This window comes from Cobetia sp. L2A1 (assembly GCF_009796845.1).
Lineage (GTDB): Bacteria > Pseudomonadota > Gammaproteobacteria > Pseudomonadales > Halomonadaceae > Cobetia.
In genome coordinates this window covers 1,861,028-1,887,639 of sequence record NZ_CP047025.1, presented here as the reverse complement: position 1 = coordinate 1,887,639, position 26,612 = coordinate 1,861,028, and the positions used below count along the sequence as shown (strand labels likewise).

Here is a 26,612-nt window from a genome sequence, read left to right as displayed (position 1 = left end):
CCTTGTAAAACATCAAGGCATACGTCTGAGCTGCTCTAGGTCAGCCTGGTATACCTGTCGTGCCGCCAGCGCCATTTCCAGCGTGACTGGTACGAACTGAACCGTCTGATGCGGCTGAATCTGCCCGACCAAATCCATGTCGGAACTAATGATTGTTCCAATCATCGCGTAGCCCCCACCCGAGACGGCATCGCGGTGCAAGATGATAGGTTCACTACCACTGGGTACTTGGATCGAGCCGATCGGATAGCATGCATCGACGATATTGGAAGGGTCATCGCCCGCACCGAACGGCGGTTTACGTGTAACGAAGTCGAGCGGGGTACCGCCTTTGAACCGATATCCGATCCGATCAGCTTCGGAAGCCACACTCCAGTGTTCTTGATAAAAGCGCTCACGAGCCTCGTCTGTAAGGCGATGATCATAGATTCCCGGTATCACGCGTAATTCATAGTGCGTGCCGAATGTCGGCATCAATGACCGTGGCATGCTTCTACCAACTAGGGCTGCCCCCATGACAGACAGTGTCTCGAGTACGTCACCCACCTTCAATGGACGCCCTTCAAGGCCTCCAAGACTCCCCAAGGCATAAGTGCTGCGACTGCCAAGACAAACCGGGACATCAATGCCACCTTCAATGGCGAGATAAAGCCGCGCACCCGCCTTGACGAACTCGAAGCTGAGCACAGCACCGGCAGGTACATGTAACACCTGATTGATCGGTTGAGGGACTCCATTAATACGCGGTGTCATCTCGGCACCACAGGCTGCCACCTTTAACTCACGTGTAAAGCGCAATACAGGTCCCATCAGGGCGCACTCGAGTACTGCTGCATCTTCCGCGTTACCAAGCAATAAATTGGCGGCACGCAACGCACGTTGGTCCATACCTCCTGACGGGGGAATACCAAGATGATAGTTACCACTGCGCCCTGTATCTTGAATCGAGGTTGATAGACCAGCCTTGATGACTTCAATGCTCACTGAACACCTCCTTCACTTCCTGGGCGTAGCGATCTGGGTCTCGATTGAATGCATCGAGGTCAAAGGTGAATGCAGCTACTCGCGGTCTATATCTTCCCTCTTCGGCTAAGACTACCAATTGATCGTATTCCGCTCGTTCAACTGGTCGGTACCGCACGATATCGCCAGGCCTGAAGAAGATCATCGTATCGTCTATATGCTGCTGAGTTTGTGCGGGGTCATAGATGGGCATGGGCGTGACCCCGAACATCTGATACCCCCCCGCGCCACGCACGGAATAGATACAACTGAAACAGCCGCCGTAGCCGACCGTCTGCTTGGGCGTATCCGTGCGAGGGCGCAAATATTTGGGTACCTGAATCTGGCGCTCTCGCGGCACCATCTGGTACATGAATGGTAATCCGGCCACGAAGCCGACCATGGAGACGAACCAGGGGCTGGCGCTGTGGGCCTCGATGAAGTCCTCGACGCTATTGAAACCATTGATGTGAGCGGCGTATTCAAGATCTGTCCCTTCAGGATCCTGATGCCTATCGCGAAAACGCATCAGAGTTTCGTGCGTCCAAGGGTCGTTATAGAGTACGGGCACATCGATCACGCGCGTCTCCAGACGGCGAACTGATTGCTGTATGACCTCGATATCCAGGGCTTTCAGGCGCGCGATCAGGACATCTACGCTCAAGACATCGGGATCAAAGCGCACTTGATAGGAGGCATTGGCTGCGCAAATTTCCTGCACGCCATCAAGCGACTCGACCTCCAGACGCTGAGTGATGCTGATCGAGCGGAAAAATGCCTCTAGGCTCATCTCTTCACTGATCTCGACGAACAGAAACTCGTCACCTGCAATGCTATACCGGGCTGGTGTGATGATGTGTTCACTCATGCGGCAACTTCCGTGGCAGTTCGCTCAGCTGGGAGCGCCAGCCAGCGTTCGAGAAATTGTGTGTCAAAGCGCCCTGCCGCAACCTCGGGATCTTGGAGCAAGCGCTGGTGAAGGCTGGCGGTGGTTATGAATCCCTCCAGCTGAAATTCTTCCAATGCTTGGAGCGCGCGGCGCAAAACCATCGCGCGCGAGGTATCCCAGACCACAAGCTTGGCCACCAATGAGTCGTAGTAAGGCGGGACCCGATATCCCGGATAAAGTCCACTCTCGATACGAATCCCAGGGCCAGTTGGCCAACGCAAGCCTTTGACCTCGCCCGGACACGGGAAGAATTGCCGTGCGGGATCCTCGGCATTGATCCGCATTTCGACTGCCCACCCGTTGAGAATGATCTCTGACTGATGTAGACGAAGGGGTTGCCCTCCGGCCATGAGCAGCATTTCCCGTACGAGATCAATACCTGTCACCATTTCAGTAATAGGATGCTCGACCTGTATCCGAGTATTCATCTCGATGAAGAAACACTCGCCGGTCATGTCGTCATAAAGGTACTCAAGAGTGCCTGCACCGAAATAGTTCACATACTCGGCAAGCGCCACAGCCGACTGACAAAGCTGCTCGCGCGTTGCTGCATCCAACGCCGGCGATGGAGATTCCTCAAAAATCTTCTGGCGACGTCGCTGGAGGGAACACTCTCGCTCGAACAGGTGTACGGCCCTGACGCCATCACCGAGAATCTGAACCTCGATATGCCGAGCACTTCCAATGAAGCGTTCCAGATAGACATCGCCATTACCAAAACATGCTTCAGCTTCGCCTCGGGCCTGAGGGAATAATGTCGTCAACTCATCAGGAGTATTGGCAATACGTATGCCACGCCCCCCACCACCGGCTGAGGCCTTGATCATCAACGGATAACCAACCTCTTCAGCGACCTCAAGCGCCTCTTCGAGAGTCGCCAGCGAACCTTGTGATCCTGGAACGACTGGCACGCCGGCTGCAATCGCCGTATTACGCGCCATGGCCTTGTTTCCCATACGCTCGATTATGCTGGCATCTGGTCCCACGAATATCAGTCCCGCCTCGGTCACCCGACGCGCAAACTCGGCACTCTCGGACAGGAATCCATAGCCAGGATGCACTGCATCTGCACCACTGGCGCATGCAGCTCCCAGCACAGCATCGATGTCGAGATAACTTTCACTGGCACGAGCACCACCAATGCAGTGCGCTTCATCGGCCAGTTGCACTGCCATCGTGTTGATATCCGCCTCGCTATGCACCATGACACTACGAATTCCCAGCTCACGCGCCGCTCTGACGATACGAAGAGCGATCTCGCCTCGGTTGGCAATCAATAATGTACCAATCATGAAAGTTCCTCCCCTGTCACTATGATTGCAACCACCTGCCCAGCCTCAACCACACTGCCATCTTCAACGAGGAATGATTCCACCCGCCCCGTGGCACCTGCCTCTAGTTCAAAGAACTGCTTCATGACTTCGACAACAGCGAGAGTGTCAGCGACTTGAACAATACTGTTGATTTCGGCAAATGCATCCGCTTCCGGAGATGGACGGCGATAGAAAACACCCGGGAGAGGTGCAGTGACTTGATGTTGAACCATGAGATAAATCCTTATTGTTATATATGTAAGCCAGTGATGATCAGTGTCATTGTGTAGGTATGTACTGCAGACGCATCGATGATGAATAATTAAATAGTCAAGCCGCGCGTACGTGAACGCCCTCCTCATTCAATCGATGGCGGACAGCCTTGAGTATCTCAAGTGCACCAGGTGTATCACTATGGATGCAGATCGAGTCGAAACTGACAGGAACAGAAGTGCCAGTGACGCTGATGACACGACCTTCTCGGCAGGCCAATGCTACCTTTTCGGCAACCTCCATAGGGTCACGCGGAACAATCTTGCGAATGAAGACGATAGAGCCTGTATCGTCATAGTCACGATCGGCATAGAACTCATGGACACGCGGCAGGCAACGTTGCTCCGCTTCAAGATCCAGCGCGGAACCAGCAAGACAATAGATGGGTAGATCACTCGCTACGCAAGCCAACCCCTCACACAGCGCAGCTGCGAAAGGCTTGTCTTTAGCCGCATGCATGAACAAGGCGCCATGCAGCTTGAGGTGATGAAGTACTAGGCCTTCACCATGAGCAAGTTCGCGCAGTGCCCCAAGCTGATAAAGAACGTCATTGACCAGCTCGTCAGGGGCTGCCTCAATATGGCGACGCCCGAACCCCACCAGATCCCTGAAGCCTGGATGCACACCGACGTTGACGTTGTGTACGGCAGCTCTACGCAAGCACTGGCGCATAGTGGTTGGATCACCGGCATGGAATCCAGCCGCAATATTGGCAGAACTAATCAAAGGCATGATGCTTGCATCAATCCCCTGACCGATACTCCAGCAGCCAAACCCCTCGCCCATATCCGCATTCAGATCAATACAGGTTTTCATGTTTCACTCCTCAAGGTCGTGCTTCATTTAAAGACCGTGAGCTGGCCGTTTTGAAGTTTTCATTTTTGTTTTACATCTTCAAAAAAACCAATACCTCAGGAAAGCCCCATGGCACGTGACTTATCACTCAGAAAGATGCGCTATTTCCTGGCTGTCGCTGAATCAGGCAAAGTCACTCAGGCAGCAGTTGACCTAAATGTCTCGCAGTCATCCATCACGACAGGCGTACGGGAAATTGAGGAGGAACTGAGCGTAAAGCTGTTTCGACGCAGTGCTCATGGCATGGAACTTACCGATGAGGGACGACGTTTCCTGTTGCAGGTACGCCATGTCTTCCATGCGGTGGATGAGGCCATGGGCAGTATGAGTGCCAGCCGCGAGCCCTTATCTGGCACTTTGGAACTGGCCATGAGTTATACGGTCGCAGGCTATTTCTTGCCGCCGCTACTAGCTCGATTTCAGCGTCGCTACCCACACATTGACGTTCACTTGCACGAGGCATCGCGCCTGAATATCCAGACCGGGCTTTGCAGCGGGGAGTTTGATCTGGCCATCGTGCTAACATCCAACCTCGGCAGCGAGGCACCCCTCGTACACCGAGAACTGATTCAGTCGCCGCGCCGTCTATGGGTAAATAGCGGGCACCCTCTACTTGAGAAAGGCGAAGTACATCTTAGTGATGTCACACATTACCCCTACATAATGCTGACCGTAGATGAGGCCGCTAACACCGCCCTACGCTACTGGCAGCCTTGCGATATGAAGCCACGCGTCATCTTCAATACCGCGTCGGTTGAGGCAGTTCGTAGCTTGGTCGCCAATGGCACTGGCGTGAGTATTCTCTCGGATATGGTGTACCGCCCCTGGTCTTTGGAAGGCCGTCGTATCGAGCATATTGATCTTGTCGATCCGATTCCGGATATGGCTGTGGGGCTAGCCTGGTATCGAGATCGTCCCTTGACTCCACAGGCAGCAGCATTTCATGCCTTCATGATCGCGGCCAACTCCTAGCCTCGGGGCATACTGGCCTGTTTGTTGCCTGTAAACTGTGCCGATGAGAAGACGAATGCCATCTCGTCATTACCCACTGCACTTGCGACCGGCTGTCCGATGAGGACAAGGAGCGCCCCATGACCCGACCCACTCACCCGCCTTCTGACCTTGATGTGCCCTTGCTGGGTCTGGAAAGTCGCCCCTCCATCCCTATCTCGGCGCTGGCAGGGGCACAGCATCTACTGGCAAGCCTCGCAGGTATCATCGCCCCGACCCTCATCATCACCAGCGCACTCGGCCTGGGGGCCTATACCGCCAGTCTGCTGTCGATGGCATTGGTGGTTTCAGGCATCGCGACCTGGATTCAATCCCAGCGCATCGGCCCCTTTGGCTCGGGCCTGTTGAGCATTCAAGGGACCAGCTTCAGCTTTGTGGGGGCGCTGATCACGGCGGGACTCATTGCGCGGGCGCAGAATGCAACGGATGAACAGGTGCTCGCCATTCTGTTCGGTACCTGCCTGATCGGCAGCATGATCGAGATGGCGCTGGGGACCGTGCTGCCGTGGCTAAAACGGGTCATCACCCCTGTCGTCACGGGTATCGTGGTCATGCTGATCGGGCTGAGCCTGATCCAGGTCGGCATGACCGATATCGGCGGCGGCTTCGGTGCCGAGGACTTCGGTGCGCCGGCCAATCTGGCCTTGGCTGGTTGTGTGCTGATCACGGTGCTGTGCTGCCAGGTCTCGCGTTATCCATGGCTGCGGATCGCTTCCATCTTCATCGGCATGGCCGTCGGCTGCCTCATTGCCGCCATCGGTGGACTCTACGACGCACCTGAACTTGCCTCCGCCGCACTGATCGCGCTACCGGTGCCGGCCACCTTCCATTCCGGCTTCGATTTTTCGCTGGCTGCCTTTCTGCCGGTGGCCTTCATCTTCGTGATCACGGCCATCGAGACCGTGGGCGATCTGACTGGCAGCGCGCGCGCCTCGGGGCTTTCCGTCGATGACAGTGTGCATCAGAAGCGTCTGCGCGGCGGTGTGCTCGCCGATGGCCTCAATTCTGCCCTGGCGGCGCTGGCCGGCACCTTCCCCAACACGACCTTCAGCCAGAACACCGGGGTGATCCAACTCACCGGCATCGCCAGCCGCCATATCGGACGCTACGTGGCAGGCTTCCTGCTGCTGCTTGGTCTATCACCCTTCATCGCGACACTGCTGACCCAGATGCCGCGTCCGGTGCTCGGCGCAACGACCACGCTGATGTTCGCGCTGATCGCCGTGTCCGGCATTCGCATTCTGATGGCCCAGCCGATCGGTCGCCGCGAAATGATGATCATCGCGCTGGCACTGGGGCTTGGACTGGGAGTCGGCATGGTGCCCGAAGTGCTCAGTGCCCTGCCCAGTGCCTATGCAGATGCCCTGGGTTCACCGATCACCATGGGCGGGCTGACGGCCATCCTCGCCGAGTTGCTGCTGCCAAAGATGGAGGAAGGAGAAGTCTTCAATCCCAAGGCACAGCCTGATGAGTCGCTGGACGCCATCAGCGATGATCAGGAACATGCATGAACGGGTTCACTGAGTGCCGCAGCACCGATACACGAACAACGACAACCACGTCAAACGCCATCACAAGAACACAAGGATGCGACCACTGATGACGCAACCCAAGGGAACGCGCCACTTCGCGGGACACACGATCGTCCTCATGGCAGGCAAGGCTGCACCTGGCCTGAAGATGGTCCTCGGCATGGCTCTGCTGGGATCATTGGCAGCCTGCGCCACCCAGCCAGACCACGCCTGGCAGGCAGACACCACCTACCACCTGACCATCCTGCACACCAATGATCACCATGGCCGCTTCTGGAAGAACAGCGACGGTGAGTACGGCATGGCCGCCCGCAAGACGCTGGTGGATCGCATTCGTGCCGAGGTCGCCGCGCAGGGGGGTAGCGTCTTGCTATTCTCGGGCGGTGATATCAATACCGGGGTACCGGAGTCGGACCTGCAGGATGCAGAGCCAGACTTCAAGGGCATGAATCGTCTCGGCTATGACGCCATGGCCGTAGGCAATCACGAGTTCGACAATCCGCTGCAGGTGCTTGAGAAACAGCGTGACTGGGCCACCTTCCCGATGCTGGCCGCCAACATTCATGACAAGGCGAGCGGCGAGCGTCTGTTCGCGCCGTACCATATCTTCGACGAACAGGGCGTGAAGATTGCCGTGATCGGCCTGACCACCGATGACACCGCAAAGATCGGCAATCCCGAATATGTCAGTGGTATCGACTTCACGGATCCGAAGGTTGAGGCCGCCAAGGTCATCAAGGACCTTGAGCAGCATGAACATCCCGACCTGATCTTTGCTGTCACTCACATGGGGCATTATCAGAATGCCGAGCATGGCATCAATGCCCCGGGAGACGTGACGCTGGCGCGCTACCTGCCCTACGGTACGCTGGACATGATCGTCGGTGGCCACTCCCAGGAACCGGTATGCATGGAAGGCCCCAACATCATGCAGGCTGACTTCCAGCCTGGCGATGACTGCACGCCGGACAAGCAGAATGGCACCTATATCGTACAGGCCCATGAATGGGGCAAGTATGTCGGGCGTGCCGATTACGAGTTCCGCAATGGCGAGCTGACGATGGTGAACTATCAGCTGATTCCGGTGAATCTCAAGAAGACCGTCGAGACGAACGGTGAGCGCACCAAGGTGCTGGCTGAGGACAAGATCGCCGAAGATGACGCCATGCTGACCTTCCTGCGCCCCTATCAGGAGAAAGGCCAGGCACAGCTCAATGTCACCATTGCCCTGACCAACGGCAAGCTTGAGGGTGATCGCGATATCGTCCGCTTCCAGCAGACCAACCTGGGCCGCCTGATCGCGACCGCACACCTGCAGCGCGCGCAGGCCGATTTCGCGATCATGAATTCCGGTGGCGTGCGAGATTCCTTGCCGGCCGGCGACGTCACCTACAAGGACGTGCTGACGGTGCAGCCGTTCGGCAACATGATCACTCAGGTGAACATGAGCGGACGTGAGGTACTCGACTATCTGAATGTCGTCGCCACCCAGCCAGTGGATTCCGGTGCCTATGCCCAGTTTGCCGGCATCAGCATGACGGTCACCGCGGGCGAAGGCCCGCAGGCAGGCGTCTCGAACGTCAAGATTCAGGGCCAACCGCTGGAAATGGACAAGACCTATCGCTTCACGGTGCCCAGTTTCAATGCCGCGGGCGGTGATGGTTATCCGAAGATCTCCGATCACTCCGGATATGTGAATACCGGCTTCGTCGATGCTGAAGTGCTCAAGGAATACCTGGCCGAGCACAGCCCGATTGATGTGACTCGCTTCGCCCCGCAAGGCGAGATCGTCTATCAATGAGCGCGTGAGTCAAAATTGCGTGAGACTGAACCGTTTTAGACGGAACCGTTTTAGTGAGAGTGTCAGGTAACAGAATCGCTGGAGACCGCAATTTGCCATGACGGGGCGCCTGGGCGCCCCGTCATCGTGTGCAGACTGTACAACCTCTGAAGAGACAGGCCTGATGGCTCATGTCCCCCAATGAAAAGACCGTCGAGACCGTCACCATGAACCTCAATCGCACCGACAGCGAACTGCTCAACCTGTTGATCAAGGACGGCCGCATGTCCTACGCCGATATCGCCCGCAAGCTCGGCATTTCACGCGCCCATGCGCGCACCCGCGTTCAGGCGTTGGTCGAAAATGGCGTGATCGAACAGTTCACGGCGGTCATCAATCCCGACAAGCTGGGCAAGGGCATCTCCACCTTCGTGGACCTCACCGTGGCCCCCAGCGCCATCGAGACCATCGCCGAGGAGCTGTCAGCCTGCGTCGAGGTGGTCAGCCTCTACATCATGAGTGACCTCAAGAGCCTGCACATCCACACCCTCACCGATAGCTATGAAGCCTTTGACGCCTTCGTGCGCGCCCACATCTTCAACCGCGATGAGATTCTCTCGGTGGACTGCAAATCACTGATGACCCGCGTCAAGCATCGCCGCGGCGGTGCACGCCTATAACGTACTTCTACACACCCTTGCCAGCAGCAGTCTCTAGTGGCTACCTCAACCGTCCCAGACCTCTCAGCAGGCGCATGGCGATCCACAGGAAGCCAAGCGGGAACAGGACGGTCTGCGTGATGAACAGCATCGTGAGATCGATCACCTTGTCCGTCATCGCGTCAAAGCCCTGGGTGACACTGGTGATCGGTCCACCGACCCAGCCTTCCATGCTGCCCTTGAATTGCTGCCACCAGCTGCGCTCTTCGTGATCTCCGCCGACCTGCTTGTCCGCCACCTCTGCCAGCTGTTGCTGTGTCACGCTCAGCTGCGCCATCTGCGTATCACGACTGTCATCGAGAAATGCCTGTCCCGCTGAACCGCTCGCCAGTGCCACGCACAACACCGCAAATCTGAGGGCGATTGCCCATAGCGCCAGACGCAACAGGCCAGCCTGCCACCAGGGCGTGCCCAAATGGCGCTTGCGACTCAACACGGCGAGTGCCGCGATGACACAGCTGAGGGTGGCAATCAGCTTGATGACCAGCGAGCCGGAAATACCCAGCAGCAGCTTCTGAAGCGCCAGAGAACCCGTGGCGGCGAACATGACCCAGGAGAAGCGTTCGATCATGTCATTGGCGGGGTCCAGTGCTTCTCCGGGGGACACCTGGAAGACCTGCAGATCAATCGTCGAGGACTGCAGTACCGAGATGGTCGCGTTCAACCCCTTGGCGATGGCAAAGGCGCTGAAGGCCTGCCCTAGCGTCGCATCGAGAAATTCAAGCGCCCATTGTTGCGGCGCATCCCACCAGGCCAGCCCCGCCAGCACCAGCAAAATGCCCGCCAGCACGCCACGTGGCATGACAGGCGCACCGCGCCAGGATTCGAGAGGTTGCGGGGCACAGAGAGATGATGGGACAGAGGGAGGCTCTGACCGCTGCCCATCAGGCGATGCTGCGGGGTAACGCGACGATGCGTCAGACTCGTGCGAGGGCATGAAGGGGCCTCCTGCAATGGAAAGCGGCATCATGCCATCCCTCCTCCGCCACTGTCTTCAGTGGCGGCATCTTGTGAGACCTGTCTAAACAACCTGCCTAGACGATCTGCCCCACTGACGGTCCTGACCATGAGCGAGGCGCGTTCTTTGACAGGCATGGACGCACCAGAATGATGCGAGCGCACCACGAACTGACGCCAATGACATTAGGTAATGATCACCCCACATTTGCCAAACACTTGTCATGCCCTGTCGTCTTGTCGGCACACAAATGTCGCAAAAAAATGGCAAAAAAAGCGGATGTGAGCCTATTGGCGATTCAATACTGCGATGTTGCGCGCCGATTTGTGCAACTCAGTGTGCCTGATACAGAGTCTATTGATAAGAAATCATTCAATATTACAACCTCAACTTATTGTTATTAAACACTTAAACTCAAATACCTCGACTTGGCATAGACTTTGCAATGATTGCAGTGTCGTTCGTTAACAAATGACAGCCTCATAGCTGACAAATGAACACTCTTACGACTGCACAAGCATCAGCATTGAATCACAGCACCATTACAACAACATCGCTGGCCACGACGTCAGCCGCCGTTCAGGCATCTCCCTTGTCGACGCCATCCGTCAATCGGCAGCACAAGGGCACTATCGGTCATCCGTCCGCAGGAGATCTTCCCATGACATTCGATCGTCGCAAGTTTCTGGGCGCCGCATTGGCAACCTCTACCGTTGGACTCGTGATGGGCGCACCCGCCATCGTGCGTGCCGACACCAACAAGACCTATCAGTGGAAAATGACCAATGCCTATGGGCCTGGCTCGCCTTTCTATGTGGAAGGCCCGGGCAGTCCGACGGATTTCTGCCGCAAGGTCGAGGCCATGTCTGGCGGACGCATGAAGATTCAGCACTTCGCGGCGGGAGAATTGATTCCGGCCCTAGAAGGCTTCAATGCCGTCGCCAGTGGCGTGGTCGAGATGAATGCCGGCAATGCCTACTTCTGGGCGGGCAAGATTCCTGCGGCGCAGTACTTCACCACCGTGCCCTTCGGCATGAATACCCAGGGCATGAACGCCTGGCTATATCACGGTGGCGGCCTTGAGCTATGGCACGAGCTTTACGCCCCCAAAGGACTGATCGCCTTCCCGATGGGCAATACCGGCGTGCAGATGACCGGCTGGTTCCGCAAGCCCATCAATACGGTCGAAGACTTTAAAGGCCTGAAAATGCGTATCCCGGGTCTGGCCGGCAAGGTCTACGCCGAGCTTGGCGTTGCCGTACGTCTGCTGCCGGGCGGCGAGATATTCCCGGCGCTGGAGCGTGGCGTCATCGATGCCGCCGAATTCGTCGGCCCCTATCAGGATCGCCGCCTGGGCCTTCAGAAAGCCGCCAAGTACTACTACACCACTGGCTGGCACGAGCCGACCAACGTCACCGAGCTGATGATCAACAAGTCCGCCTGGGAAAGCCTGCCGGAAGACCTGCAAGCCATCGTCAAGGCGGCGGCCGCGGCCTGCAATGTCGAAAGTCAGGCCTGGTGTGAATCGGTAAACGCCGAGGCACTGACAGATCTCGTCGAGAATGAAGGTGTCATCGCACAACCACTGCCTGATGACGTCGTCGCCCGCCTCAAGGAAGTCACCGAGAAGACGCTGACCGACATGGCAGCGGCTGACCCGGATACTGCCCGCGTGCATGAATCCTTCATGGCCTTCCGTGAGCAACACAAGGCATGGGCCGCCATCAGCGAGAAGACCTTCCTGGCGCTCTAAAAACGCCGTATTGACTGCTGTTCCTGCGGTTCATCACTTCGCCCTGTCTGCGCCACGGCCTGTCCCGCCGTGGCGCCTGTGAGGATTGCCATGCTGCGTATCATCAATTTCCTCGAAGCCATCATCGAGCGGCTGGGCATCGTCGCCCGCTACTCGCTGCTGGCGCTCGTGCTACTGGTCGCAAGTAACGTGCTGTTGCGTTACTTCTTCAGCATCAGCCCCGTTCCTCTCCAGGAATTGGAGTGGCACCTGATTTCCCCCATCGCGTTGCTGGGCATTTCCTATGCCCTCAAGCATCGCGCCGACGTACGCGTCGATGTCTTCTATGATCGTTTTTCCGCCAAGGGCCGCTGCCTCGTGGATCTGTTGGGAGCAGTGATGACCATCGCCATTGGCGCTGCCATTGCCTGGCTGGGCTTGGCATACACCGAACAATCCTGGCAGCTGATGGAAGGTTCACCGGATCCCGGCGGACTGCCCTATCGCTATCTTCTCAAGGCGTTCATTCCGTTGGGCTTCGCGGCACTCGCCATACAAGGCGTCGCGGACTGTCTACGTGCCTTGATGGGACTGATGGCGCCTACCAAACCCTCTGATGGCCACGAGGTACGCTCATGAGCCCCAATGAATGGATCGCACTGGGCATGATCGGTGGCTTCTTGATGCTGATGTTGATCGGTATCCCGGTCGCTATCTCACTGGCCGTGGCAGGTTTCGTGGCAGGGCTTGCAGGCTTCGGCCCCTTGCTCTTCAGCCTGATGCCCTCAAGGCTTTATGGCGTGGTCACCAATTACACCCTGTTGGCGATACCCTTGTTTGTCTTCATGGGTGTGATGCTGGAGAAATCGCGCGTCGCGGAAGACATGTTGGAGACCATCGGCCGCGCCATGGGCGGCGTGAATGGCGGCATGGGTATCGCGATCATTCTGGTTGGTGTGCTGATGGGTGCATCCACCGGTATCGTCGGTGCGACCGTCGTCACCGTTGGCATGCTGACACTGCCGACACTGCTGCGTCGCGGGTATCACCCGGGGGTGGCCTCGGCCACCATCTGTGCGTCCGGCACCCTCGGGCAGATCATTCCACCGAGTCTGGTACTGATTCTGCTGTCAGAAATTCTCGGCGAATCCGTCGGTACCCTGTTCGCTGCGGCCTTCATCCCTGGCCTTGCGATTGCCATCATCTATATCGTCTATCTGCTGGTGCTTGGCTGGTGGAAGCCGGAACTCGTGCCTGCCATCCCGAAGGCGGAACGCGAGGCGGCCGGCGGCATGAAGGAATTGCTGCGCGATCTAGCGCGCAGCGTGATTCCGCCGCTGATGCTGGTGTTCGCCGTACTTGGCTCAATCCTGGGTGGCGTTGCCGCCCCGACGGAAGCCGCCTCGATGGGTGCACTGGGTAGCCTGTTGATCGCGTTGCTGGCACGGCGTCTGGATATCACGATGCTCAAGGCGTGCCTGCATTCGACCCTGACCATCACTGCGATGGTGTATTTCATCCTGCTGTGCGCCCAGCCCTTCTCGTTGGCCTTCCGCGGCCTTGGCGGCGAAAACATGGTGCATGATCTGTTCAACCTGCTGCCGGGGGGCGAGCTGGGCGCACTGGTCTTCCTGATGGTGGTGCTATTCGTGCTCGGCTTCTTCCTCGAGTGGATCGAGATCAGCTACATTGCACTGCCGATGTTCCTGCCGATCTTCGTTGGCTATGGCACCGACATGGTGTGGTTGGGCGTGCTGGTGGCGATGAATCTGCAGATGTCGTTCCTGACGCCACCCTTTGGTTGGGCGCTGTTCTTCCTCAAGGGCGTCGCCCCACCAGAAGTCACGACGCGCCACCTCTATCTCGGTGTACTGCCTTTCGTGGGATTGCAGGCAATGGCGGTGGTCTTGCTGTTCTGCTTCCCGGGACTCGCCACCTGGCTGCCGGAAGCCATCGGCTGGTAGGAAACCATCACCTGCCCCCCGCGATACCCGAAGGGGGGGCGCTCATCACGTTTGTCTAATATCATGCAACCGGATGACATCTACTCTCCTCGACTGCGAGGAGTCGCCAAAGCGCATCACCCTTCATGCCGACGACACTCGGTACGGTGATGCGTATCACAAGGAAACGCCATGGAACTGTTCTCAGCCTATCCGCTGCATTGGATCATCGGATTGATCGTCGCACTCGTCGTCACCGGCATGATTGCCGGCGTGATGGCAGGATTGTTGGGGGTCGGCGGCGGTATCGTCATTGTCCCCGTGCTCTTCCATCTGTTCAGCCTGTTGGGCGTCGACGACGCCGTGCGCATGCATCAGGCCGTCGGTACCTCGCTTGCCACCATCATTCCCACCTCGATCATGTCCGCCAGGGCACACTACGCCAAGGGCAGTCTGGACCCCTCGATTCTCAAGCGGCTACTCCCTGGCGTCATCATCGGTGTCATCATCGGTGGCCTGCTTTCCAGCCTGTTCAGCGGTGCCGTCTTGATGGGTCTATTTGCCACCATCGCTCTGCTGGTCGCCCTTAACATGTTCCGTCGTCAATCCAAGGCACTGGGCAAGGGCTTGCCGGGACCGTTGGGCAGCGGCGTGCTGGGGACCTTCATTGGCGGTGTCTCGACGCTGATGGGAATTGGCGGTGGCACCTTGAGCGTGCCGACCTTGAGCACCCTGGGCACGCCGATGCATCTTGCGGTCGGTACCGGTGCGGCGCTCGGCTTGGTCATCAGTCTGCCGGGTACCGTGAGCTTCGTGCTCAGTGGCCTGGGCGAACCCAATCTGTTGCCGGGCTCCATCGGCTACGTCAATCTGCTTGGCTTTGCGGCCATCGTGCCCGCGACCATGCTCTGCGCACCCCTGGGGGCAAAGCTTGCCCACTCAATGGATGCGTCCAGACTCAAGAAGATCTTCGCTATCTTCCTGCTCTTCACCGCGCTGCGCATGTTCTATGACCTCTTCACCGGTAGCTGACCTGCTAGTGCATTGACCACCTCTGGCATCATCACACCTGGCGAGCCAACCCCTCGATTCGCGTGGTGATGCCCACATGAACAACAACAGGAGCAAGAGGCCATGATGCATACCCGACGTGGATTTGGTGGCGCCTGTGCCGCGCCACATCACCTGGCAGCAGAAGCCGGACGCGACATCTTGCGCGATGGCGGCAATGCCATTGAGGCCATGGTCGCCATGGCCGCCACCGTCGCTGTCGCTTATCCGCACATGAATGGTATCGGCGGCGATGGCTTCTGGCTGATCAAGCGCCCCGGCCAGGCGCCGATCGCGATTGATGCCTGTGGTGCTGCCGCAGAACTTGCCAGCCGTGAGTTCTATGCCGATCTCGGCTATGGCTTTGCACCCTCCTCTGATGATGCTTGCGCCTCACCGCTGGCGAAGGGCACGAGCATTCCGACGCGCGGACCACTGGCAGCCTTGACGGTCGCCGGTACCATTGGTGGCTGGCAGGAAGCTCTCGCGTACTCGACAGAGACTTCTGCTCCAGAGCACACACCCCTGCCGCTCACGCAGCTACTGGCCACTGCCATCCGTCTAGGCAATGACGGTATTGCCGTGAGCGCAAGCCAGCAGGCATTGAGTGAGAAGCACCTCGCCACCCTCTCTCAACTCCCTGTCTTCGCTGAACGCTATCTCGGCCAGAGTGAAACAGGCGATGCCATTGCCTTTCACGAAGGGGCGCGTCTGCGACAGCCAGAACTGGCCGCCACCTTGGCGCATCTGGCGCAGGCAGGGCTTGATGACTTCTACCGCGGAGAATTGGCAGCGCGCATGGCCGAGGAGCTGGAAGCGGCCGGCAGTCCACTGCGCCTGGGTGACCTGAACGGTTATCAGGCCAGACGCGTCACGCCGTTGAAAGTCCGTCTGCGTGATAGCAACATCTACAACCTGCCAGCACCCACTCAGGGAATGGCGACGTTGATGATTCTCGGTCTCTACGACGAGATGAGCGCGCTTCACGGCATCGGAGAAGAGGAAGGCAACACGCCGCGTCATCTGCATGCGCTGATCGAGGCGACCAAACGTGCCTTCCTGGTACGTGATGATCTGATCACCTCACCGGATGCCATGGAAGGCGGCCTTAAAGGATACGTGGCGACCCAGCAAGCGCATCTTGAAACATCAGCCTTGGCTGAAGAGGCTGAAAAGATCGACATGCAGTCGGCGCTGACCTGGCCTTACGAACCCGCCGAAGGCGACACCATCTGGATGGGCGCCACCGACAACGACGGCACTACCGTCAGCTTCATCCAGAGTGTCTACTGGGAATTCGGCAGCGGCGTGGTACTGCCTGGCAGTGGCGTGATGTGGCAGAACCGCGGCCTGGCATTTGATCTCGCCCCGAATTCACTGCGTAGCCTCGCGCCGGGACGCAAGCCCTTTCACACTCTCAACCCGTCATTGGCCTGTTTCGATGATGGCCGCGTGATGGCCTTCGGCACCATGGGAGGAGAAGGACAACCGCAGACACAGGCCGCCGTCTTCACGCGCATTGCCCGTCATGGCATGTCGTTGCAAGCTGCCATCAGTGCTCCCCGCTGGCTGCTGGGGCGTACCTGGGGCGATGTCAGCACCAGTCTGAAGCTGGAATCACGTCTCGATGGCGACATGGCAGATGCCTTGAGGGCACTCGGCCATGAGGTCGAAATCGTTGCCGAGGCGTACAGCGATACCCTTGGCCATGCCGGTGCCGTGATGCGCCATCCCGACGGTACCGTCGAGGCCGCACATGATCCCCGCAGTGATGGCGGCGCGGCACTCACCTGATGAAACATATCCAGGGCATGATCATGAAGGCATGACTGACGCGTCAATTCATGTACCACGATATCCGCTGACACCAGCCGACCGAGACAAGGGCGATACCGCCCCGACAACAACGATAAAGAGCGATTCACCACCATGAAGACAAGACACTGCCTATCTCCCAGACTTCTCGTCGCCGCCATCTCGCTGGCCGCTTGTTCATTGGCAAGTGCTGCTGATCTCCCGGGCGTGAAGATCTACGCCACGGGCGGCACGATTGCCGGTAGCTCAGCCTCCTCCACGGATACCACCAACTACACCTCTGGCAGTCTGGGTGTGCAGGCGCTGCTGGACGCCGTTCCGGAACTGGCCGATGTCGCTGCCGTGACAGGCGAACAGATCGCCAACACGGGCAGCAGCAACATCAACCAGGAAATCCTGCTCAAGCTGTCCAAGGCCATCAATGAAGCATTGGCCACGGATGCGACGCATGGCGTGGTCATCACCCACGGCACCGACACGCTGGAAGAGACAGGCTTCTTCCTGGACCTTACCGTCAACAGCGACAAGCCGGTCGTGATGGTCGGTGCCATGCGACCTGCCACCGCCATCAGTGCCGATGGGCCGTTCAATCTGCTGGAAGCCGTCACGCTGGCCGCCGATAAAGGCGCGGAAGGTCGTGGCGCCATGATCGTGCTGAACGACCGCATCGGGTCGGCGTTTTACACCACCAAGACCAATGCCATCATGATGGATACCTTCAAGGCGACCGAGCAAGGCTATCTGGGTGCCTTCATCAGCGGCAAGCCGCATTTCTATTACACACCGGCGACACCGACTGACAAACCACACTTCGATGTGACCTCTCTAGATGGCCTGCCGAAGGTCGATATCATCTACGCTCACCAGGACATGGACCCGGCACTGTTCACCGCCGCCCTCGACAACGGTGCCAAGGGTGTCGTGATTGCCGGCAGTGGCAATGGCTCCATCCCGGACACGCTCAAGCCGCTGGTAAAGCAGGCCATGCAAGATGGTATCCCTGTCGTACGTAGCACCCGTACCGGCAATGGCATCGTCAGCGCCAAGGAAGAAGGTATCGGCAGCGGCGCCCTGAATCCCCAGAAGGCCCGCATCCTGCTCTCACTGGTGCTGACCGAGACAGATGACATGGACAAGGTGCGTGGCTACTTCGAGTAAGCAGACAGCAAAACACCTCATGGCCTGACTTGGCTTGAGACGCACCAGAAACGCAAAAGGGACTGCCAAGGCAGTCCCTTTTTATTGTCTAGTAAACGCAGGACTGCCATTGTCATCTCAAGGCGCGTTGCGCTGTGAGGGACTGCGGGTAAAAGCGCCTGGGCGCCGCTCACCATCCTCGCTTTCGTGATAACGCCTGGTAGCATTGGCCCACCAGCTCAGCTGGCTGAAGGCGCGATGGAAGTATCCGGCCCACTCTTCTGCATTCTGTCCCTTGGCGTAGCCACCATCGTCTTCAAGAACCTCCTGCGCCTTGGGGATATGTATCATTGCCGATACCGGCAAGCAGCCCAATTCCGACAGGAAGGTACGCATGTTGACCGCTGCCCTCGCTCCGCCCCACTGGCCGGCAGAATACGTCGCAATGACTGAAGGCTTGTAGGAATACAGTGAGCTGCCGAAATGATTGAGCAGGTTCGCCAGTGCCGGGCTCATGGCGTGATTGTATTCAGGGCTGACCATCACATAGCCATCCGCCGATTCAACCTCCCTCGCCAGACTCAACAAGTCCTCCGGCACCTGGCTCTGGGAATAGGAAAACAGTGGCTTGAAGGGATCCGCCAGGTCGTAATCGAGCGGATCGATCAGCACGACGTCATGGCCATCTTCTGCTAACTGTGCCACGCAACGCTTTGCCACCCGCTCACCCAATCGCGCAGGTGATGGCGGCGTGCTGGTACGTACAGAGCCAAGAAAGACCAGAATCTTTAACGACATCAACATACTCCTCGCATCAATGAATGAAACGTTGTCAGACGGTGCTATTACTCAGCGAAAGCCATGCCTCTGGAGGGGTAGTCATATTCGTGCACATTTGCAGGCTGAGCGCTGGCATTACGATGATCAAGCTCTTCTGCAACCTTGTTATTTCCTCAATTGAGCATTGAATAATCAACAAATGCATCGCCACGGAGAGATGCGACTTTTTGTCATCTTTTTCGTACATCCAATGAGCGAATGTCCTACATGGTGCGAGGTCGATCACCTGTAACAAACATGCGACACTACTAATAAAGTACTAAGGCTTTCGTAGTGCGAGAATGAAGCATCTAACCCGTGCATTGGGCAGAGGAGCCAGCAGGAATGAAAGAGAACGACGCCGACATCGCGGTCATCAAGCAGTTCACGACATCCTTTTCCCATCAGAACAACAGAGACACGGTGTCATTTTTCGGACGGCGTCATCCGCTGTTCAAGCAGGTATTGAAATTGCGAGATGCCCATCATGGTGCCTCCAAAGCCTACTTGCAGAAACACAAGGATCACGACGATGTGATCGACAGCAATAGCCAACATATCTGTCTGGTGGATACTCAGCGTGATGCGCTGATGGGGAGTATCCGCGTCACGCCTGGGGGGCTGGAGTCCAGAACCCTGTTTGATGAAAGCGAGGACGTCACCATTCCAGAAGGCTCCATCTATGAATTCAGTCGCCTGGTGATGGACCCCAGCGCCAAGCGATTTGCACATGGCAATCTGCTGATGGCAGCCGCTGCCAAGCATGTGAAAGCCAAGGATGGCGATGGCATTCTAGCCCTATGCAAACGCTCCAACATGAAGATATTCAAGCGATTCGGTTTGTTACCTCTGCATGAATCCACCCTCAAGACTGGCCACGACAAGGGGGAGCTGTACATGGTGTATGCCAGCATGGACTCAATCTTGAAACTGGCACAGGACAGAACTCCATCAGTATCAGCACAGAGCCCATCAGTCAGCACTGCTGCACAATTTACTGCCAATCCCCTTCTGCATGCGACGCCCCTTTGAGACACTCGTACTCCAGACAAGCATGACCCATGACTGATATGGCTGGTCCTCTGACTCGATGACCAGCCGTATTGGATGACAATTCCTGCTCGTCTCGCCCCATCGCATTGCCCTGATGAACAATGTCCGCCAGACAGGATGATTTCCTGATCAAGCGCTTGCATCACGAGGCAGAATAAACCAATATTAGATGAGAATGATTATCACAATCATGTAGATCATTAATTGCATATGATGACTGCCAGCGCACCTTACCAGCACACGGGAGTGACTCATGGACGAATGGAAACTCGAGACGACAACGGCCAATGCTCTGTTCGAGCAGGGCCACTACCTTAGTGCTGAACATCACTATCTCAGTGCCTGTTATCGTGCCGATGCGCTGGTGGCTCCCTCCAACAATCCTGAGGAAGGCGTCGTGGCGCTGGTGGTGAGCTATCAGAACCTGGCGGATCTCTATCGTGCTCAAGGTCAGCACCAGGAAGCCTTGAACGCTTTGCAGGCGGCGCATGCTCGACTCTCCCATGCCTTGATGCAGCCTGATATTTGCCATGAGCATCAACAGGCGCTGCTTCGTGGTACCGGTCAGACTCGGCTCGACATCATGAATACCGCTCAATGGCTGGGAGTCCAGACACGACATGCCCATTCTGGGCGCAAAGCAAACACTCAGCACTAACGCTATTGCTCAAGGAGACACTGCATGAAGAAGATGATCGGAATCGGAAGTCTGATGCTGTTGGCGATAGCCAATACGGCACAGGCACACCCGGGGCACGACCATGGCGATTGGACCAGTCCGCTGACGCACGGCATCCTCTTCGCCTCCATCGCAGCCGTCATTGCGACAGCCTGCTACGTGATGAATCAAGCTCAACAGAAACATTCACGCGCTAAAAAGAAGGACGATCACTGATGATTCATTCGCTACTACGCGGTATTGATCGACTGGTCGCCCTGCCCTCGGCTTCTGCCCACTGTGATATTCCCTGCAAGATCTATGATCCGGCGGCGGCGCAGATTGCCGCGCTCAGTGTCATTCGCTTCATGGACCTGATCAACGAGCTGGGCCAGAAAGAGAGCCTCTCTCTGGCAGACCAGGCCTTGCTGGCCCGCCTGGTGCAGCAGAAGGAAGATCATGCCGAGAAAGCCAAGCACGAGATCCGCATCATCTGGGGCGACTACATCAAGCAGCCGCAGCGCGACAAATATCCAGACATCGATACGCTGGTGCACAGCATCATGCTGGCCGGTTCTGCCTGTAAACAAGGCATCGAACGCGACAAGGGCGAGAAGCTACTGACCCTCATCAATGAATTCGCGGCGGCGTTCTGGGATACCAAGGGTGTCACGACCTTTACCGCGACCTGCCCGTACCCGCCGTCTGAAAATGTCGTCTATCCGAAACTGGATTGAGGCAACGACATGACGCGCAAAAGAATTGATCAAGAGTGAACTGATGCCCATCGGACTCTACCGCGTCAATGGACTCAGCATGTCTCCCGGCCTTGCGCCGGGAGATTATGTTGTAACGCTGAAACGCTGGCACTCACGCTATCGCGTCGGCGATATCGTGGTGGCACAGCATCCCCAGTTCGGCCGTATCATCAAGCGAATCCGCGCGATACAACCAGACGGCATGCTATGGCTGGAAGGCACCCATCCTGACAGTACCTCTACTGAAAAGATGGGCTTGCTGTCTAATGACCTCGTCAAAGGACGTGTTATCCACTCCCTCCATCCCACCCATTCCTGAGCGACCTTCAGCAACTCTTTTTCACGAAACCATGACTGCTGAGAACTCCGCTCTGCCTCACACCACCTTCATCAGCCTCAGCGCGTCATAGATCGCCGCATGGGTGTTGCGGGTCGCGACGGCGTCGCCGATACGGTAGAGCTGGAACCTGCCATCTACTGCGCGCTCGGTGTGTGCCGGACTGGGGCCGTCAGCGGGCTGGGCGAGGCCTTCAATCAAGGCGTCATAATCCACTGCCCCGCCGTTGCGCGAATGTGGCTTGAGTTCGAAGTAGAGGTCTTCCATCGGGCGGGCGCCGTAGTTGACGACTACCTGGTCGACGAGGCGCTGATCCGCGTAGGCACCGGTGCCCTTGCCTTGTGCCACGGCGTCATCCAGATAATCGCTGCCGATATGGGCGAGCAGCTGGCCATCCTCACTGCGCGTGACACTACCGAGGCGATAGGTGGGCGTGAAGGTGACGGCGAGACGTTGCAGGCTGCGCAGGTAGGGCACCAGGTTCATGGCCATGATTTCCGGTGCGAAGGTGCGGTCTGGCGTCATCATCTCGAGCTTGGCACCGGAGTTGGCGATCCTCTCGGCGGCCTGAAGCGCGGCGTGGTCGCCAGCATCATCAAACAGCAGCACGTTGCGGCCGGGCGTGATGTGACCGGAGAGAATGTCCCAGCTGGAGACGACCAGATCGTGGCCAGTCGAAGGCATGTCTTCTTCGGGATAGCCGCCCGTGGCGACGATGACCACGTCAGGCTGCTCCGCCAGCACGTCATCGACTTCGGCGAAGACGTTGTAGCGAATCTCGACCCCAAGCGCCTCACAACGGCTGATGCGCCAGTCGATGATGCCGATCATCTCGCGGCGCCGCTCGCTCTGTGCCGTCAGGCGAATCTGGCCACCGGGCTGGTCGGCGGCTTCCAGCACTACCACCTGATGGCCGCGCTCCCCGGCGACTCGGGCGGCCTCAAGCCCTCCCGGTCCTGCACCGATGATCACTACCTTTCTGGCGATTTCAGCAGGCGCGATGTCATGCGGCTGCTCCAGCTCGCGCCCGGTGGCGGCATTGTGGATGCAGTAGGCTGCGCCACCCTGATAGATGCGATCCAGACAATAGTTGGCCCCGACACAGGGACGAATATCCTCTTCCTTGCCGGCCATCAGCTTGCGCACGATGTGCGGGTCTGCCATGTGCGCACGCGTCATGCCGACCATGTCGACCTTGCCGGTGGCGATGGCATGACGTGCCGTGGCGATGTCCTGAATCTTGGCGCCGTGGAAGGTCGGGAAGTCCATCGCTTCCCGAATCTGCCCGGCAAAATCCAGATGCGGCGCGCTGGCCATGCCCTGAATCGGGATGACATCGGTAAGGCCTGCATCGGTATCGATGTGCCCACGCACCACGTTGAGGAAATCGACCTGACCGCTGTCGCGCAAAAGGCGCGAGACTTCCAGGCCATCACTTGCATCCAGTCCGCCAGTCAGACATTCATCGCCGGTGTAGCGCACGCCGACGATGAATTCCTGCCCCACGCGCGCACGAATGGCCGCCAGCACTTCCATCGTGAAGCGCAGACGATTGTCGAGACTGCCGCCATAGGGGCTATCCAGCGTATTGGTGAGCGGCGACCAGAACTGATCCATCAAGTGGCCGTAGGCCTGCAACTCGATACCGTCGAGCCCTGCAGCCTGCATGCGCTCGGCCGCATCCGCGTAATCACGCACGATACGTGCGATATCCCAGTCTTCAAGGCGCTTGGGAAAGGCACGATGTGATGCCTCGCGACGGTGCGATGGTGATACGGCGGGTAGCCAGTCTGCCTTGTCCCAGCGAGTGCGGCGCCCCAGATGCGTGAGCTGGATCATCACCGCGGTACCGTGCTCGTGACAGGCATCCGTCAGCTCGCTGAGCCATGGCACCACCTCATCGCGATACGCCAGGATGTTGTTGAACACCGGCGGGCTGTCCTTGGCGACCGAGGCAGAGCCCGCTGTCATGGTCAGCGCGATACCGGCACGCGCCCGCTCCTCGTGATAGGCGCGATAGCGTGCCTTGGGCATGCCGTCTTCGGGGTAGGCAGGCTCGTGGGAGGTCATCATCAAGCGATTCTTGAGTGTCAGGTGCTTGAGCGTGAACGGGGTGAGCAGCGGATCCTGAGCCATGCGGCCTCCTGAAAGTCAGGTCATGAGACACGGTAAACAGTCTTGTTCTTGTCGTGTACACTTCTGTACATACGCTGACTATAGCGCCACACTTCAGGCCATGCGCGCCCTTTGAAGACTGTTCCATCACGATTGGCGCAGTCAGCATCATGGGAGTCGCAAACAGCATGCTCATGCTCTCTAGAGTCCCTCTTGTCACTCTCTGAACGCTGGCTATGCGCCCAGAGCCAACGATTGCCTTCGAGGAGACCATCAATGTCAGATGCCAGCGCCCCCACGCCTGCCCTCTCAAGCACACGGACACGACCGCATCCCGCTGGGCGTGGCAAGGCAGAGGATTGGCTGGACGCCGCCTATCATCAGCTGCTCGAGGCAGGGGTCGATTCGGTACGGGTGATGACGCTCGCCAAGACCTTGGCACTGTCACGCACCAGCTTCTACTGGGGTTTCAAGGACCGCGAAGCGCTGCTCGACGCCCTGCTCGCCCGCTGGGACACGACCAATACCGCCGGGCTGCTACAGCAATGTGAGCGCTACGCGGCCACGGTCGTCGAGGCCATGCTCAACGTCTTTGATTGTTGGCTGGATGAGGCATTGTTCGACTCGCGCTTCGAGCTGGCGATCCGCAATTGGGCGGCCCAGAATGACGCGGTCGCAGATGCCGTCGCGCTGGCAGACACTGCCCGTATCGCCGCGCTGACCCAGATGCTGGTGCGCTTCGGGCAACCGGCGCAGCTCGCCAATGTGCGTGCCCGCACCATCTATCTCACCCAGATCGGTTACCTCTCGATGCGCACGCGGGAAAGCACCGAGGAGCGCATCGGCCGCATGGCGGAATATGTGGAAGTGTTCGTTGGCGAGCCTTGTCAACCCGACGACCTTGCGCGGTTTGCCGCGCGCCACACGGGCTGAAACGGCGCAGCCCCCGCCGACGGGATATCGGCGAGGGCTGCGAGAAGTGATGATGATGTGGCACTCACGTGATGCTGCAATGGCAGAGAGTGATGAGTCCGGTGTCAGTTCACTGACTTGCCTTCCACCAGTCATCCAGCATCTGGCGCTCGGCATCGGTCATCTGCGTCATGTTGGCCAGCGGCATGCTCTTGTCGACCACCGTACGCTGATGGATACGCAGGGCCTGGCGCTGGATATCCTCCCAGCCATTGAAAGCCACGCCGGCCGCCGGCGCCGTCAGGCCGATCAAGTTGGGCGTGTCGCTGTGACAGCCTGCGCAGCGCTGCTCGATGATATGGGTGACCTGCTCGCGCAGCGCGCCCTGTTCTCCGACAGTGCCACTGGCCGCCACTGGCTCGGACGACTCGGTGGCTGGCGATACGGCCTGCGGCCGCGGTGCGCACAGCACGATCACGCCGATCAGCGCCAGCAATGCCCCCACGGGTACCCAGAGACGCTTGACGCCCTTGTGATGGTCTACCGTGGCGATGCGTATCAGGCCACCGGTCACCAGCAGCAGCAGAATGACACCGAGGCGATACTCGTTGGCATACAGCAGCGGGTAGTGATTGCTGATCATCATCAGTACGGCAGGTAGCGTGATGAAGGTGTTGTGAACCGAACGCTGCTTGGCCCGCTGACCATGCATGGGATCAGGCGTTTCACCGCGCTGCGCTGCCGCCAGCAACGCCTTCTGTCCCGGAATGATCACGTTGAAGACATTGCCCGCCATGATGCTGCCCATCAGTGCCCCCATCAGCAGGAAGGCGGCGCGTCCGGAAAACAGCTCCGTGGCGAGCCAGGCCGCCAGTGTCAGCCACACACCGACCGCCACGAACAGGCCACCGGCATTGCGCTTGAGTGGGCTGCGACAGATCGCTTCGTAGCCCAGCCAGCCGCCGACCAGCAGCCCCAGAGCACTGCACACGGCCAGGGTACCGCTCATCTCGAACACGCGTGGGTCTATCAGATAGGCCTGCGGCTGCAACAGGTAGATCAGCGTGAAAAGCCCCATGCCAGAAAGCCAGGTGACGTAGGCCTCCCACTTGAACCAGTGAATCTCGCTGGGCAGTGTTTCACTGACCCCATCATGGCGAAACAGATGATAAAGCCCACCGCCATGCACGGCCCACAACTCACCCCCCGGACGCCCATCGACCGCATGGCGGGCAGGCTGACGACGATTGTCGAGCCAGATGAAGAAGAACGACGCACCAATCCAGGCAATGCCCGCCATCACGTGCAGCCAGCGCGTCAGCAGCATCGCCCAATCGAGTAGATATGCACTCATGCCTGCTCCTTAGCTGCCGCGATAGACGCTGTAGGCCCACGGCGTGACCAGCAGCGGGATGTGGTAGTGACCTGCAGCCTCAAGCGCGAACTCGACGGGCACACGGGTCAGCATGCCCTTGCCACAGGGGCGCGTGGCAAAATAATCGCCAATCATGAAGCTGAGGCGATAGTCGCCGGGCTGGTCATCATCAAGAAGAGGGGCATCGAGGCGCCCGTCAGTATTGGTGACGCGTCGGGCGATTTCTTGAAAACTGCCCTCGACAGTCTTGAGCTCCAGTACGACACAGACCCCACTGCCAGCAATGCCTTCGGCCTGATTGAGTACGTGAGTAGTAAGTCTAGGCATGACCAAATCCTTGTTATTGGCTATCTATCCATTGAGCGTCTAGCCAGGGTCTGAAGACTAGTGTTCTATTGTTCAATTGCACTTACTTGGTGCGACCTATAACTTGACCTATTGGTCAGGGTGCAAGCCGCAGTTCGCCCCTATTGATCAATGAGGTGAGTCGCCCATCCTGGCGCTACTTGAAGCCGC

The 26,612-nt window shown here is 58.2% G+C and carries 26 protein-coding genes; 16 read left to right on the top strand and 10 right to left on the bottom strand.

The window, feature by feature from the left end:
- Positions 1-12 precede the first annotated feature (12 nt).
- The 5 genes from GQR90_RS08220 to GQR90_RS08200 all read right to left on the bottom strand — a co-directional run bounded on the left by GQR90_RS08220 (position 13) and on the right by GQR90_RS08200 (position 4,353).
- Complete coding sequence (locus GQR90_RS08220; RefSeq protein ID WP_158773677.1) at positions 13-984, bottom strand: biotin-dependent carboxyltransferase family protein; 972 nt, start codon at positions 982-984, stop codon at positions 13-15.
- The gene (locus tag GQR90_RS08215) at positions 974-1,870 is read right to left on the bottom strand and encodes a 5-oxoprolinase subunit B family protein (protein ID WP_158773676.1); all 897 of its coding nucleotides are present in this window, start codon (positions 1,868-1,870) and stop codon (positions 974-976) included. Before GQR90_RS08215 ends, GQR90_RS08220 begins: the two co-directional genes overlap by 11 nt.
- On the bottom strand, positions 1,867-3,243 hold the full coding sequence (locus tag GQR90_RS08210; RefSeq protein WP_158773675.1) for an acetyl-CoA carboxylase biotin carboxylase subunit: 1,377 nt from the start codon (positions 3,241-3,243) through the stop codon (positions 1,867-1,869). The genes GQR90_RS08215 and GQR90_RS08210 overlap by 4 nt, the downstream gene beginning before the upstream one ends.
- Positions 3,240-3,497, bottom strand: coding sequence for an acetyl-CoA carboxylase (locus GQR90_RS08205; protein ID WP_158773674.1), 258 nt, complete (start codon positions 3,495-3,497; stop codon positions 3,240-3,242). The genes GQR90_RS08210 and GQR90_RS08205 overlap by 4 nt, the downstream gene beginning before the upstream one ends.
- 97 nt (positions 3,498-3,594) lie before the next feature.
- Positions 3,595-4,353, bottom strand: coding sequence for a 5-oxoprolinase subunit PxpA (locus tag GQR90_RS08200; RefSeq protein ID WP_158773673.1), 759 nt, complete (start codon positions 4,351-4,353; stop codon positions 3,595-3,597).
- 108 nt (positions 4,354-4,461) lie between these two features.
- On the opposite strand from GQR90_RS08200, the gene GQR90_RS08195 reads away from it, so the two are divergent.
- From GQR90_RS08195 to GQR90_RS08180, 4 genes are all read left to right on the top strand, one after another.
- Positions 4,462-5,364 carry a LysR substrate-binding domain-containing protein gene (locus GQR90_RS08195; RefSeq protein ID WP_158773672.1) on the top strand — a complete coding sequence of 301 codons (903 nt, stop codon included), beginning with the start codon at positions 4,462-4,464 and terminating at the stop codon, positions 5,362-5,364.
- A 119-nt stretch (positions 5,365-5,483) separates the two neighbouring features.
- On the top strand, positions 5,484-6,914 hold the full coding sequence (locus GQR90_RS08190) for a uracil-xanthine permease family protein (protein WP_158773671.1): 1,431 nt from the start codon (positions 5,484-5,486) through the stop codon (positions 6,912-6,914).
- Between the two features lie 88 nt (positions 6,915-7,002).
- Positions 7,003-8,736, top strand: coding sequence for a bifunctional UDP-sugar hydrolase/5'-nucleotidase UshA (gene ushA, locus GQR90_RS08185; RefSeq protein ID WP_325064297.1), 1,734 nt, complete (start codon positions 7,003-7,005; stop codon positions 8,734-8,736).
- A gap of 170 nt (positions 8,737-8,906) precedes the next feature.
- Entirely contained in the window at positions 8,907-9,395 is a 489-nt protein-coding gene (locus tag GQR90_RS08180) for an Lrp/AsnC family transcriptional regulator (RefSeq protein WP_233266488.1), read from the top strand.
- Between the two features lie 40 nt (positions 9,396-9,435).
- Here the strand turns inward: GQR90_RS08180 and GQR90_RS08175 are convergent, their stop codons facing one another.
- On the bottom strand, positions 9,436-10,236 hold the full coding sequence (locus GQR90_RS08175) for a hypothetical protein (RefSeq protein WP_158773670.1): 801 nt from the start codon (positions 10,234-10,236) through the stop codon (positions 9,436-9,438).
- Between the two features lie 817 nt (positions 10,237-11,053).
- Between GQR90_RS08175 and GQR90_RS08170 the strand changes: the two genes are divergently transcribed.
- From GQR90_RS08170 to GQR90_RS08145, 6 genes are all read left to right on the top strand, one after another.
- Complete coding sequence (locus tag GQR90_RS08170) at positions 11,054-12,145, top strand: TRAP transporter substrate-binding protein (protein ID WP_158773669.1); 1,092 nt, start codon at positions 11,054-11,056, stop codon at positions 12,143-12,145.
- Positions 12,146-12,235: 90 nt separating this feature from the next.
- A complete protein-coding gene (locus GQR90_RS08165) occupies positions 12,236-12,763 on the top strand; it encodes a TRAP transporter small permease subunit (RefSeq protein WP_158773668.1) in 528 nt (175 codons plus the stop codon).
- Positions 12,760-14,088, top strand: coding sequence for a TRAP transporter large permease (locus tag GQR90_RS08160; protein WP_158773667.1), 1,329 nt, complete (start codon positions 12,760-12,762; stop codon positions 14,086-14,088). The genes GQR90_RS08165 and GQR90_RS08160 overlap by 4 nt, the downstream gene beginning before the upstream one ends.
- Before the next feature lie 171 nt (positions 14,089-14,259).
- On the top strand, positions 14,260-15,099 hold the full coding sequence (locus tag GQR90_RS08155) for a sulfite exporter TauE/SafE family protein (protein ID WP_158773666.1): 840 nt from the start codon (positions 14,260-14,262) through the stop codon (positions 15,097-15,099).
- A 102-nt stretch (positions 15,100-15,201) separates the two neighbouring features.
- Positions 15,202-16,911, top strand: coding sequence for a gamma-glutamyltransferase family protein (locus GQR90_RS08150; RefSeq protein WP_158773665.1), 1,710 nt, complete (start codon positions 15,202-15,204; stop codon positions 16,909-16,911).
- A gap of 135 nt (positions 16,912-17,046) precedes the next feature.
- A complete protein-coding gene (locus GQR90_RS08145) occupies positions 17,047-18,090 on the top strand; it encodes a type II asparaginase (RefSeq protein ID WP_158773664.1) in 1,044 nt (347 codons plus the stop codon).
- Positions 18,091-18,207: 117 nt separating this feature from the next.
- Here GQR90_RS08145 and GQR90_RS08140 read toward each other — a convergent pair whose 3' ends face one another.
- A complete protein-coding gene (locus GQR90_RS08140) occupies positions 18,208-18,867 on the bottom strand; it encodes an NADPH-dependent FMN reductase (protein ID WP_158773663.1) in 660 nt (219 codons plus the stop codon).
- Between the two features lie 366 nt (positions 18,868-19,233).
- Here GQR90_RS08140 and GQR90_RS08135 point away from each other — a divergent pair, with 366 nt between their 5' ends.
- From GQR90_RS08135 to sodX, 5 genes are all read left to right on the top strand, one after another.
- Positions 19,234-19,920, top strand: coding sequence for a hypothetical protein (locus GQR90_RS08135; protein WP_158773662.1), 687 nt, complete (start codon positions 19,234-19,236; stop codon positions 19,918-19,920).
- Positions 19,921-20,194: 274 nt separating this feature from the next.
- Positions 20,195-20,599 carry a hypothetical protein gene (locus GQR90_RS08130; RefSeq protein WP_158773661.1) on the top strand — a complete coding sequence of 135 codons (405 nt, stop codon included), beginning with the start codon at positions 20,195-20,197 and terminating at the stop codon, positions 20,597-20,599.
- A 24-nt stretch (positions 20,600-20,623) separates the two neighbouring features.
- Positions 20,624-20,836, top strand: coding sequence for a hypothetical protein (locus tag GQR90_RS08125; protein ID WP_158773660.1), 213 nt, complete (start codon positions 20,624-20,626; stop codon positions 20,834-20,836).
- Positions 20,836-21,336 carry a superoxide dismutase, Ni gene (gene sodN, locus GQR90_RS08120; protein ID WP_158773659.1) on the top strand — a complete coding sequence of 167 codons (501 nt, stop codon included), beginning with the start codon at positions 20,836-20,838 and terminating at the stop codon, positions 21,334-21,336. The genes GQR90_RS08125 and sodN overlap by 1 nt, the downstream gene beginning before the upstream one ends.
- A 43-nt stretch (positions 21,337-21,379) precedes the next feature.
- Complete coding sequence (gene sodX, locus GQR90_RS08115; protein ID WP_158773658.1) at positions 21,380-21,676, top strand: nickel-type superoxide dismutase maturation protease; 297 nt, start codon at positions 21,380-21,382, stop codon at positions 21,674-21,676.
- A gap of 57 nt (positions 21,677-21,733) precedes the next feature.
- On the opposite strand, the gene GQR90_RS08110 is transcribed toward sodX, so the two are convergent.
- Positions 21,734-23,830 carry an NADH:flavin oxidoreductase gene (locus GQR90_RS08110; protein WP_158773657.1) on the bottom strand — a complete coding sequence of 699 codons (2,097 nt, stop codon included), beginning with the start codon at positions 23,828-23,830 and terminating at the stop codon, positions 21,734-21,736.
- 255 nt (positions 23,831-24,085) lie between these two features.
- Between GQR90_RS08110 and GQR90_RS08105 the strand changes: the two genes are divergently transcribed.
- Positions 24,086-24,742, top strand: coding sequence for a TetR/AcrR family transcriptional regulator (locus tag GQR90_RS08105; protein ID WP_158773656.1), 657 nt, complete (start codon positions 24,086-24,088; stop codon positions 24,740-24,742).
- 109 nt (positions 24,743-24,851) lie between these two features.
- On the opposite strand, the gene GQR90_RS08100 is transcribed toward GQR90_RS08105, so the two are convergent.
- Both GQR90_RS08100 and uraH read right to left on the bottom strand, forming a co-directional pair.
- A complete protein-coding gene (locus GQR90_RS08100; protein ID WP_158773655.1) occupies positions 24,852-26,075 on the bottom strand; it encodes a urate hydroxylase PuuD in 1,224 nt (407 codons plus the stop codon).
- A 9-nt stretch (positions 26,076-26,084) separates the two neighbouring features.
- Entirely contained in the window at positions 26,085-26,423 is a 339-nt protein-coding gene (uraH, locus tag GQR90_RS08095; protein WP_158773654.1) for a hydroxyisourate hydrolase, read from the bottom strand.
- Between the last annotated feature and the right edge of the window lie 189 nt (positions 26,424-26,612).